20 protein-coding genes and 1 pseudogene are annotated in these 20,290 nt (G+C 74.6%); 10 read left to right on the top strand and 11 right to left on the bottom strand.

What is annotated here, in order from left to right:
* Window positions 1–71: 71 nt before the first annotated feature.
* From recG to ABZ570_RS09230, 3 genes are read right to left on the bottom strand one after another with little or no spacing between them, the layout of a single operon-like run.
* A complete protein-coding gene (gene recG / locus ABZ570_RS09240; RefSeq protein WP_358059325.1) occupies window positions 72–2,273 on the bottom strand; it encodes an ATP-dependent DNA helicase RecG in 2,202 nt (733 codons plus the stop codon).
* A 14-nt stretch (window positions 2,274–2,287) separates the two neighbouring features.
* Complete coding sequence (locus ABZ570_RS09235; protein WP_358059322.1) at window positions 2,288–2,752, bottom strand: RNA-guided endonuclease TnpB family protein; 465 nt, start codon at window positions 2,750–2,752, stop codon at window positions 2,288–2,290.
* A gap of 22 nt (window positions 2,753–2,774) precedes the next feature.
* The gene (locus ABZ570_RS09230; RefSeq protein WP_358059319.1) at window positions 2,775–4,388 is read right to left on the bottom strand and encodes a DAK2 domain-containing protein; all 1,614 of its coding nucleotides are present in this window, start codon (window positions 4,386–4,388) and stop codon (window positions 2,775–2,777) included.
* A gap of 360 nt (window positions 4,389–4,748) precedes the next feature.
* Here ABZ570_RS09230 and rpmB point away from each other — a divergent pair, with 360 nt between their 5' ends.
* Both rpmB and ABZ570_RS09220 read left to right on the top strand, forming a co-directional pair.
* A complete protein-coding gene (gene rpmB / locus ABZ570_RS09225) occupies window positions 4,749–4,940 on the top strand; it encodes a 50S ribosomal protein L28 (RefSeq protein ID WP_073832489.1) in 192 nt (63 codons plus the stop codon).
* A gap of 191 nt (window positions 4,941–5,131) precedes the next feature.
* Complete coding sequence (locus tag ABZ570_RS09220) at window positions 5,132–6,385, top strand: ATP-grasp domain-containing protein (RefSeq protein WP_358059316.1); 1,254 nt, start codon at window positions 5,132–5,134, stop codon at window positions 6,383–6,385.
* A gap of 14 nt (window positions 6,386–6,399) precedes the next feature.
* Here ABZ570_RS09220 and ABZ570_RS09215 read toward each other — a convergent pair whose 3' ends face one another.
* Both ABZ570_RS09215 and ABZ570_RS09210 read right to left on the bottom strand, forming a co-directional pair.
* A complete protein-coding gene (locus tag ABZ570_RS09215; RefSeq protein WP_358059313.1) occupies window positions 6,400–6,867 on the bottom strand; it encodes a GNAT family N-acetyltransferase in 468 nt (155 codons plus the stop codon).
* 63 nt (window positions 6,868–6,930) lie between these two features.
* A complete protein-coding gene (locus tag ABZ570_RS09210; protein ID WP_358059310.1) occupies window positions 6,931–7,878 on the bottom strand; it encodes a thiamine-phosphate kinase in 948 nt (315 codons plus the stop codon).
* Window positions 7,879–8,039: 161 nt separating this feature from the next.
* Between ABZ570_RS09210 and ABZ570_RS09205 the strand changes: the two genes are divergently transcribed.
* Both ABZ570_RS09205 and ABZ570_RS09200 read left to right on the top strand, forming a co-directional pair.
* Window positions 8,040–8,273, top strand: a complete 234-nt coding sequence (locus tag ABZ570_RS09205) for an Lrp/AsnC ligand binding domain-containing protein (protein ID WP_018786298.1) — start codon at window positions 8,040–8,042, stop codon at window positions 8,271–8,273.
* Window positions 8,273–8,941 carry a DUF3515 family protein gene (locus tag ABZ570_RS09200; RefSeq protein WP_358059307.1) on the top strand — a complete coding sequence of 223 codons (669 nt, stop codon included), beginning with the start codon at window positions 8,273–8,275 and terminating at the stop codon, window positions 8,939–8,941. Before ABZ570_RS09205 ends, ABZ570_RS09200 begins: the two co-directional genes overlap by 1 nt.
* Before the next feature lie 33 nt (window positions 8,942–8,974).
* On the opposite strand, the gene ABZ570_RS09195 is transcribed toward ABZ570_RS09200, so the two are convergent.
* On the bottom strand, window positions 8,975–10,069 hold the full coding sequence (locus tag ABZ570_RS09195) for a D-alanine--D-alanine ligase family protein (RefSeq protein ID WP_358059304.1): 1,095 nt from the start codon (window positions 10,067–10,069) through the stop codon (window positions 8,975–8,977).
* A gap of 188 nt (window positions 10,070–10,257) precedes the next feature.
* Complete coding sequence (locus ABZ570_RS09190) at window positions 10,258–10,488, bottom strand: hypothetical protein (protein ID WP_358059301.1); 231 nt, start codon at window positions 10,486–10,488, stop codon at window positions 10,258–10,260.
* A gap of 274 nt (window positions 10,489–10,762) precedes the next feature.
* Here ABZ570_RS09190 and ABZ570_RS09185 point away from each other — a divergent pair, with 274 nt between their 5' ends.
* Together ABZ570_RS09185 and ABZ570_RS09180 are read left to right on the top strand one after the other, a co-directional pair.
* Entirely contained in the window at window positions 10,763–11,608 is an 846-nt protein-coding gene (locus tag ABZ570_RS09185) for a helix-turn-helix transcriptional regulator (protein ID WP_358059298.1), read from the top strand.
* Between the two features lie 3 nt (window positions 11,609–11,611).
* Window positions 11,612–11,812, top strand: a complete 201-nt coding sequence (locus ABZ570_RS09180) for a DUF397 domain-containing protein (protein WP_358059295.1) — start codon at window positions 11,612–11,614, stop codon at window positions 11,810–11,812.
* A 134-nt stretch (window positions 11,813–11,946) separates the two neighbouring features.
* Here the strand turns inward: ABZ570_RS09180 and ABZ570_RS09175 are convergent, their stop codons facing one another.
* The 4 genes from ABZ570_RS09175 to ABZ570_RS09160 form a co-directional block, all read right to left on the bottom strand.
* Window positions 11,947–12,738: a putative protein N(5)-glutamine methyltransferase gene (locus ABZ570_RS09175; protein WP_358059292.1), complete on the bottom strand. Its 792-nt coding sequence runs from the start codon at window positions 12,736–12,738 to the stop codon at window positions 11,947–11,949.
* A 185-nt stretch (window positions 12,739–12,923) separates the two neighbouring features.
* Window positions 12,924–14,039, bottom strand: a complete 1,116-nt coding sequence (locus tag ABZ570_RS09170) for a cystathionine gamma-lyase (protein WP_358059289.1) — start codon at window positions 14,037–14,039, stop codon at window positions 12,924–12,926.
* 33 nt (window positions 14,040–14,072) lie between these two features.
* The gene (locus ABZ570_RS09165) at window positions 14,073–15,083 is read right to left on the bottom strand and encodes an NAD(P)H-dependent glycerol-3-phosphate dehydrogenase (RefSeq protein WP_358059286.1); all 1,011 of its coding nucleotides are present in this window, start codon (window positions 15,081–15,083) and stop codon (window positions 14,073–14,075) included.
* On the bottom strand, window positions 15,080–15,811 hold the full coding sequence (locus ABZ570_RS09160) for a lysophospholipid acyltransferase family protein (protein ID WP_358059283.1): 732 nt from the start codon (window positions 15,809–15,811) through the stop codon (window positions 15,080–15,082). Before ABZ570_RS09160 ends, ABZ570_RS09165 begins: the two co-directional genes overlap by 4 nt.
* A 112-nt stretch (window positions 15,812–15,923) precedes the next feature.
* Here ABZ570_RS09160 and cofC point away from each other — a divergent pair.
* From cofC to ABZ570_RS09140, 4 genes and pseudogenes are all read left to right on the top strand, one after another.
* Window positions 15,924–16,544: pseudogene (gene cofC / locus ABZ570_RS09155) on the top strand (2-phospho-L-lactate guanylyltransferase); the annotation flags it as partial.
* Window positions 16,545–16,565: 21 nt separating this feature from the next.
* Window positions 16,566–16,763, top strand: coding sequence for a nucleolar protein 16 (locus ABZ570_RS09150; protein ID WP_244162162.1), 198 nt, complete (start codon window positions 16,566–16,568; stop codon window positions 16,761–16,763).
* Between the two features lie 54 nt (window positions 16,764–16,817).
* The gene (locus ABZ570_RS09145; RefSeq protein WP_358059280.1) at window positions 16,818–19,118 is read left to right on the top strand and encodes an RNA degradosome polyphosphate kinase; all 2,301 of its coding nucleotides are present in this window, start codon (window positions 16,818–16,820) and stop codon (window positions 19,116–19,118) included.
* A 33-nt stretch (window positions 19,119–19,151) separates the two neighbouring features.
* Window positions 19,152–20,033, top strand: a complete 882-nt coding sequence (locus ABZ570_RS09140; protein ID WP_358059277.1) for an NUDIX hydrolase — start codon at window positions 19,152–19,154, stop codon at window positions 20,031–20,033.
* Window positions 20,034–20,290: the final 257 nt, after the last annotated feature.

Below are 20,290 nucleotides of genomic sequence, written 5' to 3'. Positions count from 1 at the left end.
GCGGGAGCACCCCACGAGGGATGGGCAGGGTCGACATCTGCCGATCCTAGGTCGCCCGGCCGGTGGGGTCGTCAGCCCTTCTCCAGGTACTCCGCGCGTTCCTCGTCGACGAGGGCGGCGACGGAGGCGGCCAGGGCCGGGTGCCGGGCCAACTCCGGATCCTCCTCGACCAGGGCGATCGCCTCGACCCGGGCGTCCCGGATCAGGTCGGCGTCCCGCAACAGCGACAGCAGCCGCAGGTGGGATCGGCGGCCGGACTGGGTGGCGCCCAGCACGTCGCCCTCGCGGCGCTGCTCCAGGTCCAGCTCGGCGAGCTTGAAGCCGTCGGTGGTGGAGGCGACCGCGTCGAGGCGTTCCCGGGCCGACGAGCCCTCCACCGCCTCGGTGACCAGCAGACACAGGCCGGCGGCCGAGCCCCGGCCCACCCGGCCGCGCAACTGGTGCAGCTGGGAGACGCCGAACCGGTCGGCGTCCAGCACGATCATCACGGTGGCGTTGGGCACGTTCACCCCCACCTCGACCACCGTGGTCGCCACCAGCGCGTCCAGGTCGCCGGCGGCGAAGGAGCGCATCACCGCGTCCTTCTCGTCGGCCGGCAGCCGCCCGTGCAGCACCCCGATCCGCAGCCCGTGCAGCGGGCCCTCGGCAAGCAGCGGCGCCACCTCGGTCACCGCGAGGGGCGGGCGCCGCCCGTTGTCGTCCTCCCGGGGCGCCTCCTCCTCCGACGCGGGGCCGTCCCCGATCCGGGGGCAGACCACGTACGCCTGGTGGCCGGCGGCGACCTCCTCCCGCAGCCGGCGCCAGGCCCGGTCGAGGAACGCCGGCTTCTCGGCGGCCGGCACCACGTGCGAGGCGATCGGCGAACGCCCCTGCGGCAGCTGGGAGAGGGTGGAGATCTCCAGGTCGCCGTAGACGGTCATGGCCACCGTGCGCGGGATCGGGGTGGCGGTCATCACCAGCACGTGCGGTGGCTGGTCGGCCTTGGCCCGCAGCGCGTCCCGCTGCTCCACGCCGAACCGGTGCTGCTCGTCGACCACCACCAGACCCAGGTCGTGGAAGTCGACCCCCTCGTAGAGCAGGGCGTGGGTGCCGAGCACGATGCCGGCCCGCCCCTCGGCCACCTCGGCGAGCGCCCGCCGCCGCGCCGCCGCGCCGAGCGAACCGGTGACCAACTCCACCCGGGTGGCGTCGTCGGCGGCGCCCAGCTCACCGGCCCGGGCCAGCGGGCCGAGCAGGTCGAGCATGCCCCGGTAGTGCTGGGCCGCGAGCACCTCGGTCGGGGCGAGCAGGGCCGCCTGCCCGCCGGCGTCGACCACCTGGAGCATGGCCCGCAGCGCCACCACCGTCTTGCCGGAGCCGACCTCGCCCTGGAGCAGCCGGTGCATCGGGTGCGCGGTGGCCAGGTCGGCGGCGATCTCCCGGCCGACGGCCTGCTGGCCGGGAGTCAGCTCGTACGGCAGCCGGGCGTCGAACGCGTCCAGCAGTCCGCCCGGTTTCGCGGGGCGGGCCTGCGCCGGCCAGTCCGCCGCCCGGTGCTTGCGCTGCACCAGGGTGAGCTGCACGGCGAACGCCTCGTCCCACTTGAGCCGGCGCCGGGCCCGGTACAGCTCCTCCTTGCTCGACGGCCGGTGGATCTCGCGCAGCGCGGCACCGATGCCGACCAGGTTGCGGCTGGCGCGGACGGTGGCCGGCAGCGGGTCCTCCGGCGGGGTGAACGTGTCCAGCACCACCCGGACGCACCGGGCGATCACCCAGGTCGGCACCGCCGCGGCGGCCGGGTAGACCGGGATCAGCGCCCCGGCGAACTCCTCGACCTCCTCGTTCGCCGCCGCCTCGCCGTCGCCGCCCTCGCCGAGCAGCACGTACTCCGGGCCGTTGAGCTGCCGCTTGCCCCGGAACTCGGTGACCTTGCCGGCGAACAGCCCCCACCGGCCGGGGCGAAGCTCCCGCTCCCGCCACGCCTGGTTGCCGAAGAAGGTGAGGGTGAGCACGCCGCCGGAGCCGTCGCCGACGGTGACCTCCAGCAGGTTGCCCCGGCGCTGCCGCATCGGCCGGACGGCGGTGCGCTGCACCTGGGCCAGCACGGTGACCTGCTCCCCCACGTCGAGCGAGCGGATGTCGGTGTGCTCGCCGCGCTCGTCGTAGCGGCGGGGGAAGTGGTAGATCAGGTCGCCGGCGGTGTGCAGGTCGAGGTGGCTCGCCAGGGCCTTCGCCGTCTTCTCGCCGACCAGCTTCTTCAGCGGCGTGTCCACCGTGGCCGGTTCGCTCGTCATTCGACCGTTACCTTTCAGCGCGCTTTGGCAAGCACCCGGTTGGTAGTCCCGCCTTGCGGTGGGACGGTCCCGGTCTGATCCGCGGGCGCGGTGCCGGGTTCACGCTTCGCAGCCACCTGCCCGCGTACGCGGGTCTTCTGGTCAGCTCCACGTGCTGCCACCGGGCCACTCCCGGCGGTGTCGAACTCAGCCGCCAGCGCGGCCAGGTTCTGTGCGGCGTGGCGGTCACGGTCCATGGCCAGACCGCACGCCTGGCAGTGATATTCGCGCTCGGACAGGGCGAGCTTGGCTTTCGCCGCGCCGCAACCCGAGCAGGTCTTGGAGGACGGGTACCAGCGGTCGGCTACGAGCAGCCGGCCGCCGTTCCATCCGGCCTTGTACGTGAGTTGGCGTCGGATCTCGGCGAATCCGGCGTCGGCGATGTGCTTCGCGAGTCGCCGGTTGCCGAGCATGCCGGTCACGTTGAGGTCTTCGACCACGAAGGTGCCGAGTCACCAGTCGTCATTCGACCCCCACCAGGAGCGGATAGTGCGGCTGCCCGCCCTCGTACGCCTGGACCTCCACGAACGGCCAGGACCGCTCGACGTGCTCGCGTACCCGCTCGGCCAGCCCGGCCGGGGCGTCCGCCCCGCAGAGCAGGGTGACCAGCTCGCCACCGCCGCCGAGCATCCGGTCGACCACGGCGGTGCAGGTGTCGAGCAGGTCGCCGCCGATCAGGTGCACCTCCCCCTCGACCAGCGCCAGCACGTCGCCCGGCCGGCACGGCCCGGCCACGGTGAGCGCCTCCTTGCCGGCGTGGCAGACCTCCGCGTACCGGCAGGCGCCGGCGGCCTCGGCCATGGCGATGACGTCGTCGGAGAAGCGGCGGGACGGGTCACGGACGGCGAGGGCGGCGAGCGCCTGCACCGGGGAGCGGGTGGGCACCACGCTCACCTTGATCCCGAGCGCGTGCGCCTCCCGGGCGGCGGTGCTCGCCACCGACTGGGTGTTGGGGTCGTTGGGCAGCACCACCACCCGCGCGGCACCGGTGGCCCGGATCGCGTCGAGCAGCTCGCCGGTGGACGGGTTGGCCGGCACCACGGTGGCCCCCTCGGCGGCGAACAGCTCGGCGATGCCGGCGCCGGTGGCCACCACCACGGCCGCCCGGCCGTCGGGCAGCGGGGCCGGCGGCGGGGCCGGCTGGTCGGCGAAGCGGGTCACCGTGATCCGGTGCGGCCGGCCGGCGACCACGCCCGCCTCGATCGCCGCGCCGACGTCGTTGACGTGCACGTGCACGTTCCAGGTCCCGACGGCTGGGCCGCCGTCACCGACGATGACGAGCGAGTCGCCGAGCGCCGCCAGCGCGCCGCGCAGCCGGACCACCGCCTCGTCGGTGGCGTCGAGCAGGTACTGCACCTCGTAGGCGTACGCGGGGGAGCCGGTCTCCCGGACGGCGGTGACCGGTGGGCGCAGCGCGCGCGGCGCGGGTGCCGGCTGCCGCGGGCTCTCCCCGGTGACCACCTCGACCAGGGCGTCCAGCAACAGGCAGAGGCCGCGCCCGCCGGCGTCCACCACGCCGGCACGGGCCAGCGCGGGCAACTGCTCCGGGGTACGCGCGAGCGCCCGCGCCGCCGCGTCCGCGGCGGCCCGGACCACCGTGCGCAGGTCGTCGCTGTCCGCCTGTTCGGCGGCGCCCGCCGCGGCGGCGACCACGGTGAGCAGGGTGCCCTCGACCGGCTGGGCCACCGCCGCGTACGCGGCTCGGGCGGCCGTGGCCAGCGCGGCGGCGAACTGCCGGCCGCGGACCGCCGGCACGGCGGCGAGTGCGTCGGCCAGCCCGCGCAGGATCTGCGACAGGATTACCCCGGAGTTGCCCCGTGCGCCCAGCAGCGCGCCCTGCGCCATCAGCCGCAGCGTGTGCCCGTGCGGGGTGTGCCCGTCGTCGGGGAGGGTGTCCAGGTCCATGGCGAGGGCCTGCTGCGCGGAGGTGACGGTGAGCACCAGGTTGGTGCCGGTGTCCCCGTCCGGGACCGGGTAGACGTTGAGGTCGTCGATCTCGCCCTGGTGACGCTGGAGGGCGGCCAGCCCGCTCGCACACCAGCGGCGCACCGCGGCGGCGTCGAGGGTGTCCAGCACGACCGAAGCCTACTGGCGTGCACCGACACGCGCCGGGGTCGCCCGGCCCAGGTCGGCGTGTCCGGCGGGGCCCCGGCCCAGGGCGTGGCGGGCCCCGCGCCGCAGAGCGTGGCGGGGGGCCGCGCCGCCCCCAGGCCGTGGCGGAGGCCGGGCACCGCTGCCGCCGGACGCGCCGCTACCCTGGGCTGGTTCCCGTCCGGCAACTCCGGCTCCGCGCGGCTGACACCGCGCGGCGACCCGGAGCCGTCAACGCCGACAGGGCCGGTTGGGCAGGGCCGCCGGTCATCGGGTAACCTGGCCAGGTTGCCCGGGCAGCGCCTGGCGGCGACCTCATGAACGTTTCAAACCCAGGAGTATCCCGTGGCTAGCGTGTGCGACGTCTGTGGCAAGGGGCCGGGCTTCGGCCACAACGTGTCCCACTCGCACCGGCGGACCAACCGCCGCTGGAACCCGAACATCCAGTCGGTGCGTACCCCGGCCGGTGGCGGCACCACCAAGAAGATGCAGGTCTGCACCTCGTGCATCAAGGCCGGCAAGGTCACCCGCGCCTGACGCGGTAGAGCCACCCCAGAACTCGTCGGAAGCCGGCGGGCCCACACGGGTCCGCCGGCTTCTGTCGTACCCGAAAGCCGGAGCCGACAGGGGGCCGACCGGCTGGCGACCCCGCCCCACGGGTCCGGTTAGGGTCCTGCTGCGCCGGCTGTCCGGTTCGGCGTCGACAGCACGGTGGGGAGGAACGACCGGTGGATCTGGACCTGGGCCGCGACGAGATGGTGGTGGTCGGCGCGTCGTTCGGCACGTTGCGCTGGCTCAACGAGGACCTACCGGCCGGCAGCGTCGTCCTCGTCGACGAGCCCGAGCTGATCCGCCGCCGGGGCATCGAGCGGTTCGCCGCCGAGCTGCCGCTCGTCTCCCGGCTCGTGCCGGCCGAGTACCAGACCGACTTCGACGTCGACGCCCTGCTCGCCCGGGAGCCCGGGCTGGCCGCCGCCCGGTTGGTCATGCCCGGCCACGAGTACGGGGTGGGCGCCGCCGCCCGGCTGGCCGAACGCCTGGGCCTGCCCGGCACCGGTTTGGCCGCCGCCGAAATCTTCACCGACAAGCACCGGATGCGGCAGCTCGCCGACGCCGCCGGCCTGGCCAACCCGGCGTACGAGCTGGTCGACGACCCCACGCGGGCGGCGGAGTTCGCCCGGCGCCACGGCGGCCGGTGCGTGCTCAAGCCCACCCGCCGATCGGGCAGCCTCGGCGTGCAGCTCGTCGCCGACCCGGCGGAGATCGCCACGGGCTGGGCCACCAGCGCGGCGCCGCCGGCACCGATCGACGCCATCGACGGCCGGCCCACTGGCGTGCTGGTCGAGGAGCTGCTGGTCGGCTCGGAGCACAGCGTCGAGCTGCTGGTCGCCGACGGCGAGACGATCTTCGCCAACGTCACCGACAAGCGGATCGTCGGCGGCCGGTTCCCGGTGGAGCGCGGGCACACGGTGCCGTCCGCGCTGCCCGCGGAGAAGCACCGGGCGCTGCGGGACGCGGCCGAGCGGCTCGCCCGGGCGGCCGGCTTCCGCACCGGGATGCTGCACAGTGAGTGGATCCTCGCCGACGGACGGCCGACCCTGGTGGAGTGCGCGGCCCGGATGCCCGGCGACATGATCACCCCGCTGATCTCGATCGCCTACGAGTGCGGCTTCATCAAGGAGTACCTGCAGGTGCTCCGGGGCGAGCGGCCGACGCTGCCGGCCCGGCCGACCGGCGCGGCGGCGGTGGAGTTCCTGATCGCCCCGCCCGGCCGGGTCACCGCGGTGGCCGGGGTCCGGGAGGCCCTGCGGGTGCCGGGCGTGCTGGACGTGCAGCTCGAGGTCGCGGTCGGGGACACCGTGCCGGACCTGATCTCCTCGGCCCAGCGCAGCGGGCACCTGCTGGCCTGGGGCGCCGACCCCGGCGCGGCGGAGGTCGCCGCCCAGAAGGCCGCCGACCAGATCCGCATCACCGTGGCGTGACCCGGCGCGGGCCGTCAGAGCGTACGGCCGAAGGAGAGGCAGCCCGGGGCGTCCTTGTAGAAGCCGAAGTTCGGGATCCGCTCGTAGCCGGCCGAGGTGTACATCGCGATCGCCTCGGGCTGCTTGTCGCCGCACTCCAGGACGATCCGCTTGCGGCCCTGCTCCCGCGCCGACCGCTCCACGGCGGCGAGCACCGACCGGGCGACGCCGCGGCCCCGGGCCGCCGGCGTGGTGTACATCCGCTTCAGTTCGGCCGTCTCACGGTCGTCGCCGTGGCTGCGCCAGCCGCCGCAGCCCACCGGCTGCCCGTCCAGGTAGGCGACCAGGAACGTGCCGGCCGGGGGCTCGAACTCCGCCGCGTCGACCGGCGTGTCGTCGCCACTGCCGCCGTACCGCTGGCCGAGGTCGGCCAGGGCCGCCCGGATCAACACCTGTGACTCGGGCGCGTCGAAGCGCCGCGCCCGGATCTCGATCTCGCTCACGTCAGGAAAGGCTACGACCGAGCCTCCGGCCCCTGGGGCGGACCCGCGCACATCGGTCGCAGATCACTCCGAGCGGCGGAAGTGGTCCCAACCGGCGGGTCCCTGGTACGCCGCGCCGTCCACGGTGACCCCGGTGCCCTCGGCCACCCGCCCGATCGGCCGCCAACCCGCCGGGAGCGTCGCCGCCGCCGGGAAGGCCGCCGCCAGCGCGTGGTCCTCGCCGCCGGCCAGGATCCACGTGTACGGGTCGACGCCCAGCGCCTGGGCCGCATCGCGCATCTGCCGGGGCACCTCGAACGCGTCCCGGGTCACGTCGATCGCCACCCCGCTGGCCGTCGCCACGTGCCCCAGGTCGGCCAGCAGCCCGTCCGAGACGTCGATCATGGCGGTGGCGCCGTGCCGGGCCGCCTCCGGGCCGGCCGCGTAGGGCACCTCGGGGCGCCGGTACGCCTCGACCAGCAGCCGGGGCGTCCGGAAGCCCCGGGACAGGACGGTGTAGCCGGCTGCCGCCCAGCCCGTCCGCCCGGCGAGCGCCACCACGTCGCCGGGACGGGCCCCCGAGCGGACCACCGGCGGCCGACCGGCCAGGTCACCCAGGGCGGTCACCGCGATGGTGATGACGGGGCTGGCCGACATGTCGCCGCCGACCACGCCGGCCCCGACCAGGGCGGCCTCCGCGCCGAGCCCGTCGGCCAGTTGCTCCGCCCAGCCCGGGTCGAGGTCGGCCGGGATGCAGAGCGCGACCAGCAACGCGGTCGGCGTGGCGCCCATGGCCGCGATGTCGGCGAGGTTGGCCGCCGCCGCCCGGTGCCCGACGTCCCGCGCCTCGGACCAGTCCCGCCGGAAGTGCCGCCCCTCGACCAGCACGTCGGTGGAGGCCACCACCCGCCGGTCCGGCGCCGCGACGACCGCCGCGTCGTCGCCGGGACCGAGCAGGCAGCTCTCCCCGTCCGCCAGCCGGGCGGTGACCCGGTCGATCAGCCCGAACTCCCCGATACCCGCGACCGTCATGCCGTCCTCTCGTCACGCTCGTCCGTCTCGCATCTCCGCACCACGGCTCGGCGTGTCCTCGCTCACCGCGTCCAGCCGGCCACCGATCGGGATCACACCTGCTCCGTAGGGTAGTTTCACCCTTCGGGTCGCCCCAGGCGGCGACGGACGGAGGTCGAGTCGTGGTACAGGCGTACATCCTCATCCAGACCGAGGTCGGTCGGGCGCGTGACGTGGCCGGTCAGATCGCGGACCTTGCCGGCGTGGTGCGGGTCGACGCCGTCACCGGGCCGTACGACGTGGTCGTGCTCACCGAGGCGAACACCGTCGACGAACTCGGCAAACTCATCGTCAGCAAGGTGCAGATGGTGCCCGGCATCACCCGCACCCTCACGTGTTCGGTGGTACGCCTGTAGTGGACGAGATCACCCCCTCCCCCGCCCCGGACGAGCCGACCCCGCGCCGCGACCGCTCCACCCGCAGCGCGGCGCTCTGGGCGACGCTGATCGCGGTGCCGGTCACCGTGGCGGTCGCCGGGTTCACCTTCGCCAAACTCTCCCCCGAGGAGCCGGCCGCCACGCCGAGCGCGTCGGCGACCGCCGTCCGGCCGCAGTCGACCACCCCGGTCGAGATGCCGGCCCCGCCCCTGGCCGAGCGGCCGGCGACGGTGTGCCGCGCCCTGATGTCCCAGCTCCCGGCGAGCGTCCGTGACCTGCAGCAGCGGCCGGTCACCGCCGGCGCCGAGCAGAACGCCGCCTACGGCGACCCGGCGCTGACCGTGGCCTGCGGCGGCACCCCGCGGCTTGAGCTGTGCCCCTCGCCCGCCCCGGGCGCATCGACCGATCAACCGGCCGACGGCTGCATCTCGGCGACCGGCCACGTGTGGCGGGTCAACGGGGTCTGCTGGTACACGGTGGAGCAGGCCGACGGCGCCGTGCTGACCGCCGTCGACCGGGAGGTCCCCGTCCGGGTCCGGCTCCCCAAGACGTACGAGCAGCCGCTCAAGTGGGTCACCTCGATCTCCGACACGATCGTGGCCACGGTCCCCTCGGCCGAGACCGCCCCCTCCGGCTGCACCGCCTGATCCGCTCCGCCCCTGGCCCGCTCGGGCCGGGGTTCAGCGGCCGGCGCGGCGGAGGGCGGTACGGATGAGGCGGTTGACCAGCTTCGGATACTCCAGGCCGCTGGCCGCCCACATGCGCGGGAACATCGACGTCGGGGTGAAGCCCGGCATGGTGTTGATCTCGTTGAGGTAGACGTCCAGCTCGGGGGTGACGAAGAAGTCGACCCGGGCCAGGCCGGAGCAGTCCAGGGCGGTGAAGGCCCGGGTGGCGTACTCCTGCACCTGGCGGGTGACCTGCTCGGGCAGGTTCGCCGGGATGTCGTACTCGCAGGCGTCGTCGATGTACTTCGCCTCGAAGTCGTACCAGTCGTGGCCGGAGATCACCCGCACCTCGGCCAGCACCGACGCCTCGGGGGCACCGCCGGCCTCGCCCTCCAGCACGCCGCACTCGATCTCGCGGCCGACGACGGCGCCCTCGACCAGCACCTTGGTGTCGATCTCGCGGGCGGTGGCGACCGCCGCGTCGAGCTGGGACCAGTCGTCGACCTTGGTGATGCCGAAGGAGGAACCGGCCCGGGACGGCTTGACGAACACCGGCAGGCCCAGCCGCTCCTTGTCCTCCTCGGTCATGGTCATCCCGTTGCGCAGCACCACGTACGGGCCGACCGGGATGCCCTCGACGGCGCAGAGCTTCTTGGTGAACTCCTTGTCCATGGCGGCGGCGGAGGCGAAGACGTTCGCCCCGACGTACGGGATGTCGGCCATCTCCAGCATCCCCTGGATCGTGCCGTCCTCGCCGTACGCACCGTGCAGCACCGGGAAGACCACGTCCACGTCCGCGAGGGCCCGGGGACCCTGCGTGGGGTCGAGCACCAGGAGGCCACCCGCCGCCGGGTCCGCACGCAGCACCAGCTCGGCGCCGGAGCTGGCGGTGATCTCCGGCAGCCTGCGGTCCTGGATCGACAGCTGACCCGGGTCGCCGCTGGCCAGCACCCACTGGCCCTGCCGGGTGATGCCGACCGGCACCACCTCGAACTCGTCCGGGTCGAGCGCGCCCAGCACGCTGCCCGCGCTCACGCAGGAGATGCCGTGCTCGGGACTACGGCCGCCGAAGACGATCGCCACGCGGGTCTTGCCTGGGGTGGTCACTGCTGGTCACCTCTTCGGTCGCGACTGCGGCTGGCCGTGCTCGCCGGTGGCGCTCACCCGGTTGACCTTACTGTGCGTGGCGAGGGCGGGTGACCGATACCCGGGGAGACGGGCGGCCGGGACCGGGAGCTGCCACCGGCCGCCCGGCGACCCGCCCTCGGCCTGCCGGGTCCGCGGGGCGGGCGGATTCAGCTCAGGTGCTCCGGTTCGCGGGGGCGCCGCCCGACGGCGATGACCTTCACCCGCTGTCGTCCGGCGCGGACCATGCCCAGCGCCATGAAGGCGCCGGCGATCCGGTCCGCCGCCTCCCGGTTGCTCGCCCCGACCACCTGCCGGCGGCGCTCCGGGCTCGTCCGCTCGTTGCGTGCCACGCCGTCGAGGGGCCGGACGTCGGTGAGAACCACGAGGAAGCGGGTCATGCCCCGCTACCCCGGTCCGGGGGGCGGCAGCTCGTCGCCGTCATGCGATCCCCTTCCGGTCTCGACGCCGGTACGGGCACGCGGCGATCGGGTCGTGGGGGGAGACAACCCGATCACCGCGCGCCCCATCCCCTCCGGTCGCTCACCACCACCGTCGCCACGACAACCGGCGGTGAGGACATGGTCACAGATTGACAGGTGGACACGCGTGAATGCAACTCTCATCGACATTCTCTCATGCCCATCTTCCCGTTCAATGTGCGACCATCGATGCATGGCGCCGAAGACCGCCCGGGCCCGACGGCTCGGCATCGCCCTGCGTACCCATCGGGAGGCCGCCGGCCTGACCCTCGAGGCCGCGGCTGACGAGATCAACAGCACCCGGAGCACCCTGTCCCGCTACGAGAACGCGCAGACGCTGATCAGCCCGGCCACCGTGCGCGCCCTGCTCACCCTCTACGGGGTGAGCCCGGACGAGATCGCCGCGGCGGTGCAACTGGCCAAGGACGCGCGCAAGCCCGGGTGGTGGGTCTCCTACTCGTACCTGCTGGACCGCCGGACCATCGACTTCATCGCGCTGGAGGCGGAGGCGACCGGGATCGCCAACTTCGAACCCTCGGTGGTGCCCGGCCTGCTCCAGACCGCCGACTACGTCCGCGGCGTGATGCGCGGCGGCCCGCACACCCTCAGTGACGAACAGGTGGAGCAGCGGGTCCACCTGCGGCTCGACCGGCAGCAGCGGCTCACGGGCGACGATCCGCCGATCCTCGACGCCATCATCGACGAGGGCGCGCTGCTGCGACCGGTCGGTGACCGGTCCGTGATGGAGGGCCAATTACGGCACCTGCTGAAGATGGGCGAGCTGCCCAACATCACCGTGCAGGTGATCCCACTCGCGGCCGGCTACCACCGGGGCACCCGGGGTTCGCTGCACATCCTGGAGTTCGCCGACCCGGAGGACCCGATCATCGCCTCCGTGGAGACGGTCGCCGGGCAGATGGTCCTGGACCGGCCGGGCGACCTGCGTACCTGCACCAAGATCATGGAGCACCTGCGGACCGTGGCGTTGAGCCCGGCGGCCAGCCGGGACCAGCTCCTCCGCCTGCTGAACGAGAGGTAGAACATGAACGGCACGAACAGCCCCCGCCCGCCGGCCGACGGCTGGCGCAAGAGCAGCCACAGCGGCGACGAGGGCGCGTGCGTCGAGCTGGCGTTGCTGCCCGAGGCGGTCGCGGTTCGCGACTCCAAGGACCCCGCCGGCCCCGTACTGGTCTTCGCCCCGGCCGCTTGGACGGCCTTCTCCGGCGCGCCACCGCGCGGCTGATCCCGCCTCCGCAACCGGCCGTCGGCGTCGCCGGAGTGCTGGTCGGGGAGGATCCGCCGCCAGAAGCATGCCGCGGGGCACGACACGCCGTCACGGCGCGATCGCCGCACGGCAGGCAGTGACGGGCGCGGCGCTCAGGCCGGCCGGCGGGCGGTGACGGCCGTGGCGTCCAGGTCGTCGTCGTGCACCACGCGCGGCACCAGGCCCGCCTCAGTGAGCAGCCCGCAGAGCGCCTCGGCCTGCCCGGCGCTGATCTCCACCGCCAGGTGCCCACCCGGGGCGAGCCACTCGGCCGCCCCGGCGGCCACCCGGCGCAGCACGGCCAGCCCGTCGACGCCGCCGTCCAGCGCCACCGGCGCCTCGTGCAACCGCGCCTCCGTCGGCAGTATCGCCACCGCGCCGCTCGGCACGTACGGGGCGTTCGCCACCACCAGGTCGAGCCGGCCCCGCCACTCGGTCGGGATCGGCCCGAACAGATCGCCCTGGTAGACGGGCACGCCGAGCGGGGCGAGGTTGCGCCGGGCGCAGGCCACCGCGGCCGGGTCGATGTCGGCGGCGGCCAGCCAGCGGGGAGCGAGCCGGCCGTGCAGCACCAGCGCGGCGGCGCCGGACCCGCAGCAGAGGTCGAGCACGGCGGGCGCCGGCCCGGCCACCGCGGCGGCGGCGGAGACCAGCAGGGCGGTACGCCCCCGGGGCACGAACACCCCGGAATCGACGGCGACCCGCAGGCCGCAGAACTCGGCCCAGCCGAGCAGGTGCTCCAGCGGCAGGCCGGCGACCCGACGGTCGGCCAGCCAGGCCAGCGCCTCGGCCGTGTCGGCGGCGGCGATCAGCAGGTCCGCCTCGTCCTCCGCGTAGACGCACCCGGCGGCGCGCAGCCGGGCGACGAGGGCGGGACGGTCAGAAGACAGCGGGGATGGTGCCATGAGATGCCTTTCGGGAGCGCTCGTCGGCGCTCCCGGCGTCGCCTAGCCCTGGGGCGACGCGGACTCGGAGGGAGCGCCGGTCCTCATCTGGTGGATCGGTCTCACCTCCTCCGGTCGGGGCCCGCGCGGGCCGTGACTGCCCGTCACGATAGCGGAGCCGGCGGCGTCGGGCCGCCCCGGCCGGCTCAGGCCGTGCTGGCGTCCAGCGCGGCGGCGACGTCCGCCACCAGGTCGGCGGCGTCCTCGATGCCGCAGGAGAGCCGGACGAAGCCGGGAGCGGTGTCGTCGCCCCACTGGGCCCGCCGATCGGCGGTGGTGTGCACGCCACCGAACGAGGTGGCGGCGGCGACCAGGCGGGACGCGTCGAGGAACCGGGCCACCCGGTCGGCGTCGCCCAGGTCGAACGAGAGCACCCCGGGCATCCGTCGCATCTGTGCCGAGGCGACCCGGTGAGCCGGGTCCTCCGGCCGCCCGGGCCAGCGCAGGCCGGTGACGTCGGCCCGGCCGGCGAGCAGCCGGGCCAGCGCCTCGGCGTTGGCGGTCTGCCGCCCGAGCCGCAGGTCCAGGGTGGCCAGCGAACGGTGGGCCAGCCAGCAGTCGAAGGCTCCGGGCACCCCGCCGGTGGTGGTCCGCCAGGCGGTCACCGGGTCGAGCAGCTCGACGGAGCGCGCCGCCACGTACCCGAGGAGCAGGTCGGAGTGACCGGTGAGCGCCTTGGTGCCGGAGGCGACCACCACGTCGGCGCCGAGGTCCAGCGGGCGCTGCCCGAGCGGCGTGGCGGTGGTGTTGTCGACCGCGACGAGGGCCCCGGCGGCGTGGGCCGCGGCGGCCAGCGCGGACACGTCGGCCACGTCCAGGCCCGGGTTCGCCGGGGTCTCCAGCAGCACCAGCCGGACGCCGGAGAACGACGGGTACGGCCCGGCGGTCGGCACGAAGCCGACCCGTACGCCGATGCCGGCCAGGGTGTCGGTGGCGAAGGCACGCACCGGGAAGTAGCCGTCGGCGGGCAGCAGCACGGTGTCGCCGGGGCGCAGCAGCGCCAGCAGCAGCCCGGTGATGGCCGCCTGGCCGCTGCCGAAGACCCGACAGTCCCCGCCCTCCAGTTCGCCGATCGCCGCCTCCAGCAGCCGGCGGGTCGGGTTGTCCGGCCGGCCGTACCCGTTGGGCGTCGCCGCCGGCCCCTGCCACGGGTCGAGGTGGTACGGCGCGGCGAAGACCGGCCCGGGCAGGAACGGATCCCCGGGTGCCGGCGCCGGCAGCCCGGCGTGCACGCTGCGGGTGCCGTCACCCCAGTCGGTCATGCGGCCACCTCGCTCCGCTCGCTCATGGCCGCCTCACTCGTACGACTCGGGCTTCGCGGTCCGGCTCATCAGGGCGTCCACGGCCAGCCGCGGGTCCATCCCCTCGTGGCAGATCCGCTCGATCTGCTCGGTGATCGGCATCTCCACGCCGTGTGCCCGGGCCAGGTCGCGGATGGCCAGGCAGCTCTTCACGCCCTCGGCGGTCTGCCGGGTGGCCGCCTGCGCCTGTTCCAGGGTCTCCCCCCGGCCCAGGTGCTCGCCGAAGGTGCGGTTGCGGGCCAGCGGGGAGGAGCACGAGGCCACCAGGTCGCCCATGCCGGCCAGGCCGGCGAAGGTGATCGGGTCGGCGCCGAGCGCCACCCCCAGCCGGGCCGTCTCGGCCAGGCCGCGGGTCATCAGCATCGCCCGGGTGTTGTCGCCGAAGCCCATCGCGGTGGCGATCCCGTACGCCAGGGCGATCACGTTCTTCACCGCCCCGCCCAGCTCGCAGCCGATCACGTCGTCGTTGGTGTACGGACGGAAGTACGGCGTGCGGATCGACGACTGGACCAGGGCGGCCCGCCGGCCGTCGGTGCCGGCGACCACGGTCGCGGCGGGCTGCTCGGCGGCGATCTCCGGGGCCAGGTTGGGCCCGGAGACGACCACCACCCGGTCGGCCGGCACCCCGGCGGTCTCCATGATCACCTGGCTCATCCGCTTGGTGGTGCCCAGCTCGATGCCCTTCATCAGGGAGACCAGCGTGGCGTCGGGGTGCAGGTACGGGGTCCACCCGGCGAGGTTGCCGCGCAGCGTCTGCGACGGCACGGAGAGCACCACCACCTCCGCCCCGACGATCGCCTCCTCGGCGTCGCCGGTGGCGGTGACCCGGTCGGGCAGCCGCACGTCGGGCAGGTAGTCCGGATTGCAGCCCGTGGTGCGGATCGCCTCGGCCACCGACTGCCGGCGGGCCAGGATCGTCACCTCCCGGCCGGCGTCCGCGAGGATCTTGGCGAACGCCGTCCCCCACGAGCCGGCCCCCAGCACCGCGACATGCCCCTCGCTCATTCCTTCACCTCGCGGCTGTTCCTCGGGGTTCGGGCGGGGCGCTCCCACAGCGGGGGTGGGGTGCCGCCGCGGATCTCGGCGACCATGTCACGGATCCGCAGCATGATGGTGTCGCTCATCTCCTCCAGGATGGCCCGGGTCGGCGTGGCGCCCGCCCACCGGCTCAGGTCGACCGGCGGCCCGGCGACCACGGTCACCGGGATCCGCGGGCGCAGCCCGAGCCGGGTGGTGCGTGGGTCGAACAGCTTCTCCGGCCCCCACATGGCGACCGGGATCACCGGGGCGCCGGTGGCCAGCGCCAGCCGGGCCGCCCCGGTCTTGCCCTTCATCGGCCAGAGATCCGGCTCGCGGGTGATGGTGCCCTCCGGGTAGATGACCACCGCGCCGCCCGCCCGCAGGGCGGCGGCCAGCTTGTCGAGCGACCTGGCCGCCTCGACGGTGCCGCGTTCCACCGGGATCTGCTTGCACCGGTGCAGGATCCAGCCGAGCACCGGCACCCGGAACAGGCTCGCCTTGCCCAGGTACTGCGGCCAGCGCCCGGCGTCGTAGATGAAGTGCGCGGCGACCAGCGGATCGGCGTGCGAGACGTGGTTCGGCACGATGATGACGCCGCCCGGGTGGCGCAGGTGCTCCATGCCCCGCCAGGTGCGCCGCGTCCACACGGTCAGCGCCGGCTTGACCAGCACCACGGCCAGCCACTGCCAGAATCCCAGCCTCCGCGGTGCCACCCTGCCTCCTCGTAGTGCCCCGACCCACGCGCCACGCCCGCGACGAAATCATGCCTGCTCGCCCTGGGTCCGGCCAGTGAGGGTACCGCCGTCCGACTGGCAGGATGGTCACGTGCCCGACCCGACCTGGACCGTGGTGGTGCCGGTGAAGCGCCTCGGGGCGGCGAAGAGCCGCCTGCGGGGCGCGTTGCCCGCCGTACCCCATGAGGAGCTGGCGCTGGCCCTGGCGGCCGACACGGTCCGGGCGGTGCGCGCCTGCCCGGCCGTCGGCGAGGTCCTGGTGGTCAGCGACGACGCCCGGGTGGCGGCGGAGGCGACGGCGGCCGGCGCGCGGGTGGTGGCGGACCCGGCCGCCGGGCTGAACGCGGCCTTCCGGCACGGCGCGGCGGTCGCCGGCCCGCGCGCCGCGGTGGCCGGGCTCACCGCCGACCTGCCGGCGCTGCGTCCGGCCGAGCTGGCCGCGGCACTCCGGGCCGTCCCGGCCGGCCCGTCCGGGGTACGCGGGTTCGTGGCCGACGCGCCGGGCAGCGGCACGGTGCTGCTCGCCGCGCCGGCCGGGATGTCGCTGGACCCCCGGTTCGGGGTGGGCTCGGCGGCGGCGCACGCGGCGAGCGGGGCGCTGCCGCTGCGCGGCGACTGGCCCACCCTGCGCCGGGACGTGGACACCGCCGCCGACCTGGCCGCCGCCGCGCGGCTGGGTCCGGGCCCACGGACGGCGGCCCTGCTCGCCGGTGGCGTCGGGTACGGTGCTGGCATGCAGGGCACGGTGGCCACCTACGACGCGTCGACCCGCAGCGGCGTGCTGCTGCTCGACGACGGCACCGAGCTGCCCTTCCCGGCCCGCGCCTTCGACGCCTCCGGGCTGCGGCTGCTCCGGCTCGGGCAGCGGGTGCGGATCGAACGGGACGCCGCGGGTGAGATCGTCCGCGTGACGTTGCCGACGATGGCCTGAGCAACCTGCCCCGAGTTCATTTTCCGTTCACCGGAATCGGGGAATCATGAGGTGGTGAGCACCCCTCGCGAGCAGCCCGAGAGCACCCAGCACCTCCCCGCCCCGGAGGCGCCCCGCAACGGCGTCCGGCCCCGGGGCACCGACGGCCGGTTCCGCCGGGTGCGCGCGCCGGAGGAGGACCTCGCCGTCGAGCCGACCGGTCTGGACGTCGCGGCCGCCTCCGCCGGCCTGGAGGAGTCGCTCGACCCGGTCGAGGGCCCGGGCCCGTACGCCGAACGTGCGGCGGCGCAGCCGCTGCCCGAGGACCGGTTCCTCAACCGGGAACTCTCCTGGCTCGACTTCAACGCCCGGGTGCTGGCGCTGGCCGAGGATCCGCGGACCCCGCTGCTGGAGCGGGCGAAGTTCCTGGCCATCTTCGCGAGCAACCTGGACGAGTTCTACATGGTGCGGGTGGCCGGGCTGAAGCGCCGACTCTCCGCCGGCCTGCCGGTACGCGGCGGCGACCGGCTGCCGCTGCGTACCCAGCTCGAGCTCATCGCGGAGAAGGCCGCCGACCTGGTCAGCCGGCACGCCGCCTGCTTCGTCGACGACGTGTTGCCGCGGCTTGCCGAGGAGGACATCCGGATCCTGCGCTGGAGCGAGCTGGACGACCCGGAGCGGGAGCGGCTGCGCACCTGGTTCCGGGAGCACATCTTCCCGGTGCTCACCCCGCTCGCGGTGGACCCGGCGCACCCGTTCCCGTACATCTCGGGTCGGTCGTTGAACCTCGCCGTCTCGGTGCGCGACCCCGACGGCGGTTCGGAGCTGTTCGCCCGGGTGAAGGTGCCCAACAACGTGCCCCGCTTCGTCCGGGTCGCCCGGGACGCCCCCGGCATCCGGTTCATCCCGGTGGAGGACCTCATCTCGGTGCACCTCGGGCAGCTCTTCTCCGGCATGCAGGTGGTGGAGTGCCACCTGTTCCGGATCACCCGCAACGCCGAGGTCGAGGTGGACGAGGACCGCGACGAGGACCTGCTGCAGGCCCTCGAGCGGGAGCTGGCCCGGCGCCGCTTCGGCCCGCCGGTCCGGCTGGAGGTCGCCGCCTCGATCTCCGACCACATGCTGGAGCTGCTCGTCCGCGAGCTGGACATGCACGACCAGGAGGTGCTGCGGGTGCCCGGCCTGCTCGACCTCTCGGCGCTGTGGCAGGTGTACGGCGAGGCCGACCGCCCCGAGCTGAAGGACCCGCCGTTCGTGCCGGCCACCCACCCCCGGCTCACCGAGGGCGAGGTGCCGCGCAGCGTCTTCGCCACGCTGCGGGACGGCGACGTGCTGGTGCACCACCCCTACCACTCGTTCGCCACCAGCGTGCAGCGCTTCGTCGAGCAGGCCGCCGCCGACCCGAACGTGCTGGCCATCAAGCAGACCCTCTACCGCACCAGCGGCGACTCCCCCATCGTGGACGCGCTGGTCGAAGCGGCCGCCGCCGGCAAGCAGGTGGTGGTGCTGGTCGAGCTGAAGGCGCGCTTCGACGAGGTGGCGAACATCGGCTGGGCCCGCACCCTGGAACGCGCCGGCTGCCACGTCGTCTACGGCCTGGTCGGCCTGAAGACGCACTGCAAGACCGCCCTGGTGGTCCGCCAGGAGGGCAACCAGATCCGCCGCTACTGCCACATCGGCACCGGCAACTACCACCCGAAGACCGCCCGCACCTACGAGGACTTCGGCATGCTCACCGCCGACCCGGAGATCGGCGCCGACCTGACCGACCTGTTCAACGTGCTCACCGGCTACAGCCGGCAGACCGCGTACCGGCGGCTGCTGGTCGCCCCGCAGGGCATCCGCAGCGGCCTGATCGAGCGGATCGAGCGGGAGATCACGCACGTCCGGCTCGGCATGCCGGGCCTGGTGCAGTTCAAGGTGAACGCCCTGGTGGACGAGGAGATCACCGACGCCCTCTACCGGGCCTCCCAGGCCGGTGTGCACGTCGACCTGCTGATCCGTGGCATGTGCACGCTGCGCCCCGGGGTGCCGGGGCTGTCGGAGAACATCCGGGTCCGCTCGATCCTCGGGCGGTTCCTGGAGCACTCGCGCATCTTCCGGTTCGGCAACAACGGCGACGCCGAGTTCTGGATGGGCTCGTCCGACCTGATGCACCGCAACCTGGACCGTCGGGTGGAGGCGCTGGTGCAGGTGGGCGACCCGGTGGCCCGGGCCGAACTCGACTACGTGCTGAGCGCCGCGTTCAGCCCGGAGGTGGACGCGTTCGAGCTGGCCGGGGACGGCAGTTGGAGTCGGCGTACCGGCGCCGAGGAGGAGCCGCTGACCCACCTGCAGGATCTGCTGCTGCACCGCGTCGGCGGGACGGCGGCCTGAGCGGGCGCCGCGGACGGGCTTACGGTGAGCAGCATGAGGGACGACGAGCCGGTGCGGATCCGGGCGGCGGGCGGGGTGGCCTGGCGTCCGGGGCCGGACGGCGTCGAGGTCTGCCTGGTGCACCGCCCCCGGTACGACGACTGGTCGCTGCCCAAGGGCAAGCTGGACGCCGGGGAACACCCGTTGCGGGCCGCCGTCCGTGAGGTCGCCGAGGAGACCGACGTCCGGGCCGTGCCGCAGGTGCGCCTGCCCACGGTCCGCTACCGCAGCGAGGGCCGGCCGAAGTCGGTGGACTACTGGTCGATGCGGGCCGCCGCGAGCGGCGGATTCCAGCCGGGCACCGAGGTGGACGAGGTGTGCTGGCTCGGGGTCGACGAGGCGGTACGCCGGGTCAGCTACCCGCACGACGCCGAGGTGATCGCCGCGTTCGCGGCGCTGCCGCGGGTGACCGGCACCGTGCTGCTGGTGCGGCACGCGCACGCCGGCCAGCGCGGCACCTGGACCGGCCCGGACGCCGGCCGCCCGCTGGACGCGCAGGGCTGGGCCCAGGCGCGGGCGCTGGCCGACCTGGTCGCCCTGGTCCGCCCGGTACGCCTGCTCGCCGCCTCGGCCCGGCGCTGCGTGCAGACCCTCGATCCGGCAGCCGCCCTGCTGGACCTGCCGATCGAGGTGACCGGCGACCTGGACGAGCCGAAGCCCGGCCAGCAGCCGGACGAGTGCGTCCTCGCCGCCGCGGCCCGCCTGACCGCGCTGGCCGCCGCCGGCGACCCGGTCGCGGTGTGCAGCCAGGGCAAGGTGATCCCGGGCCTGCTGGAACGCCTCACCGGCCGGGCCGACGACTTCACCACGGCCAAGGGCGGCGGCTGGCTGCTCGCCTTCGCCGGCCACCGCCTGCTCGCCACCGACCGCCTGTAAGGAAGGGCCCCTTCTTGGCGCCTCCGGTAGAGCACGGGCCCCTTGGCAACGGCCGCCGGTGCTCGCGACGTGGGCCGGGGCTCAGGGCAGGGCCAGGGCCAGGGTTCTTCTCGTGATCGACGGGGGTGTTCGGCACGAGGGTTCTGCGGGCCCGCGCCACGGCGGGTCAACGCGTACCCACGAGAAGGGCGCCCACCGCGCGACGGCGGCGGCCACCGCGTCGGCGTACCGGGCGGCCCAGTCCTCGCCGGGCAGGG

Source organism: Micromonospora sp. NPDC007271 (assembly GCF_040634005.1).
In the GTDB taxonomy this organism is placed as follows: Bacteria; Actinomycetota; Actinomycetes; order Mycobacteriales; family Micromonosporaceae; genus Micromonospora.
This window is presented reverse-complemented; position numbering and strand designations above follow the sequence as displayed.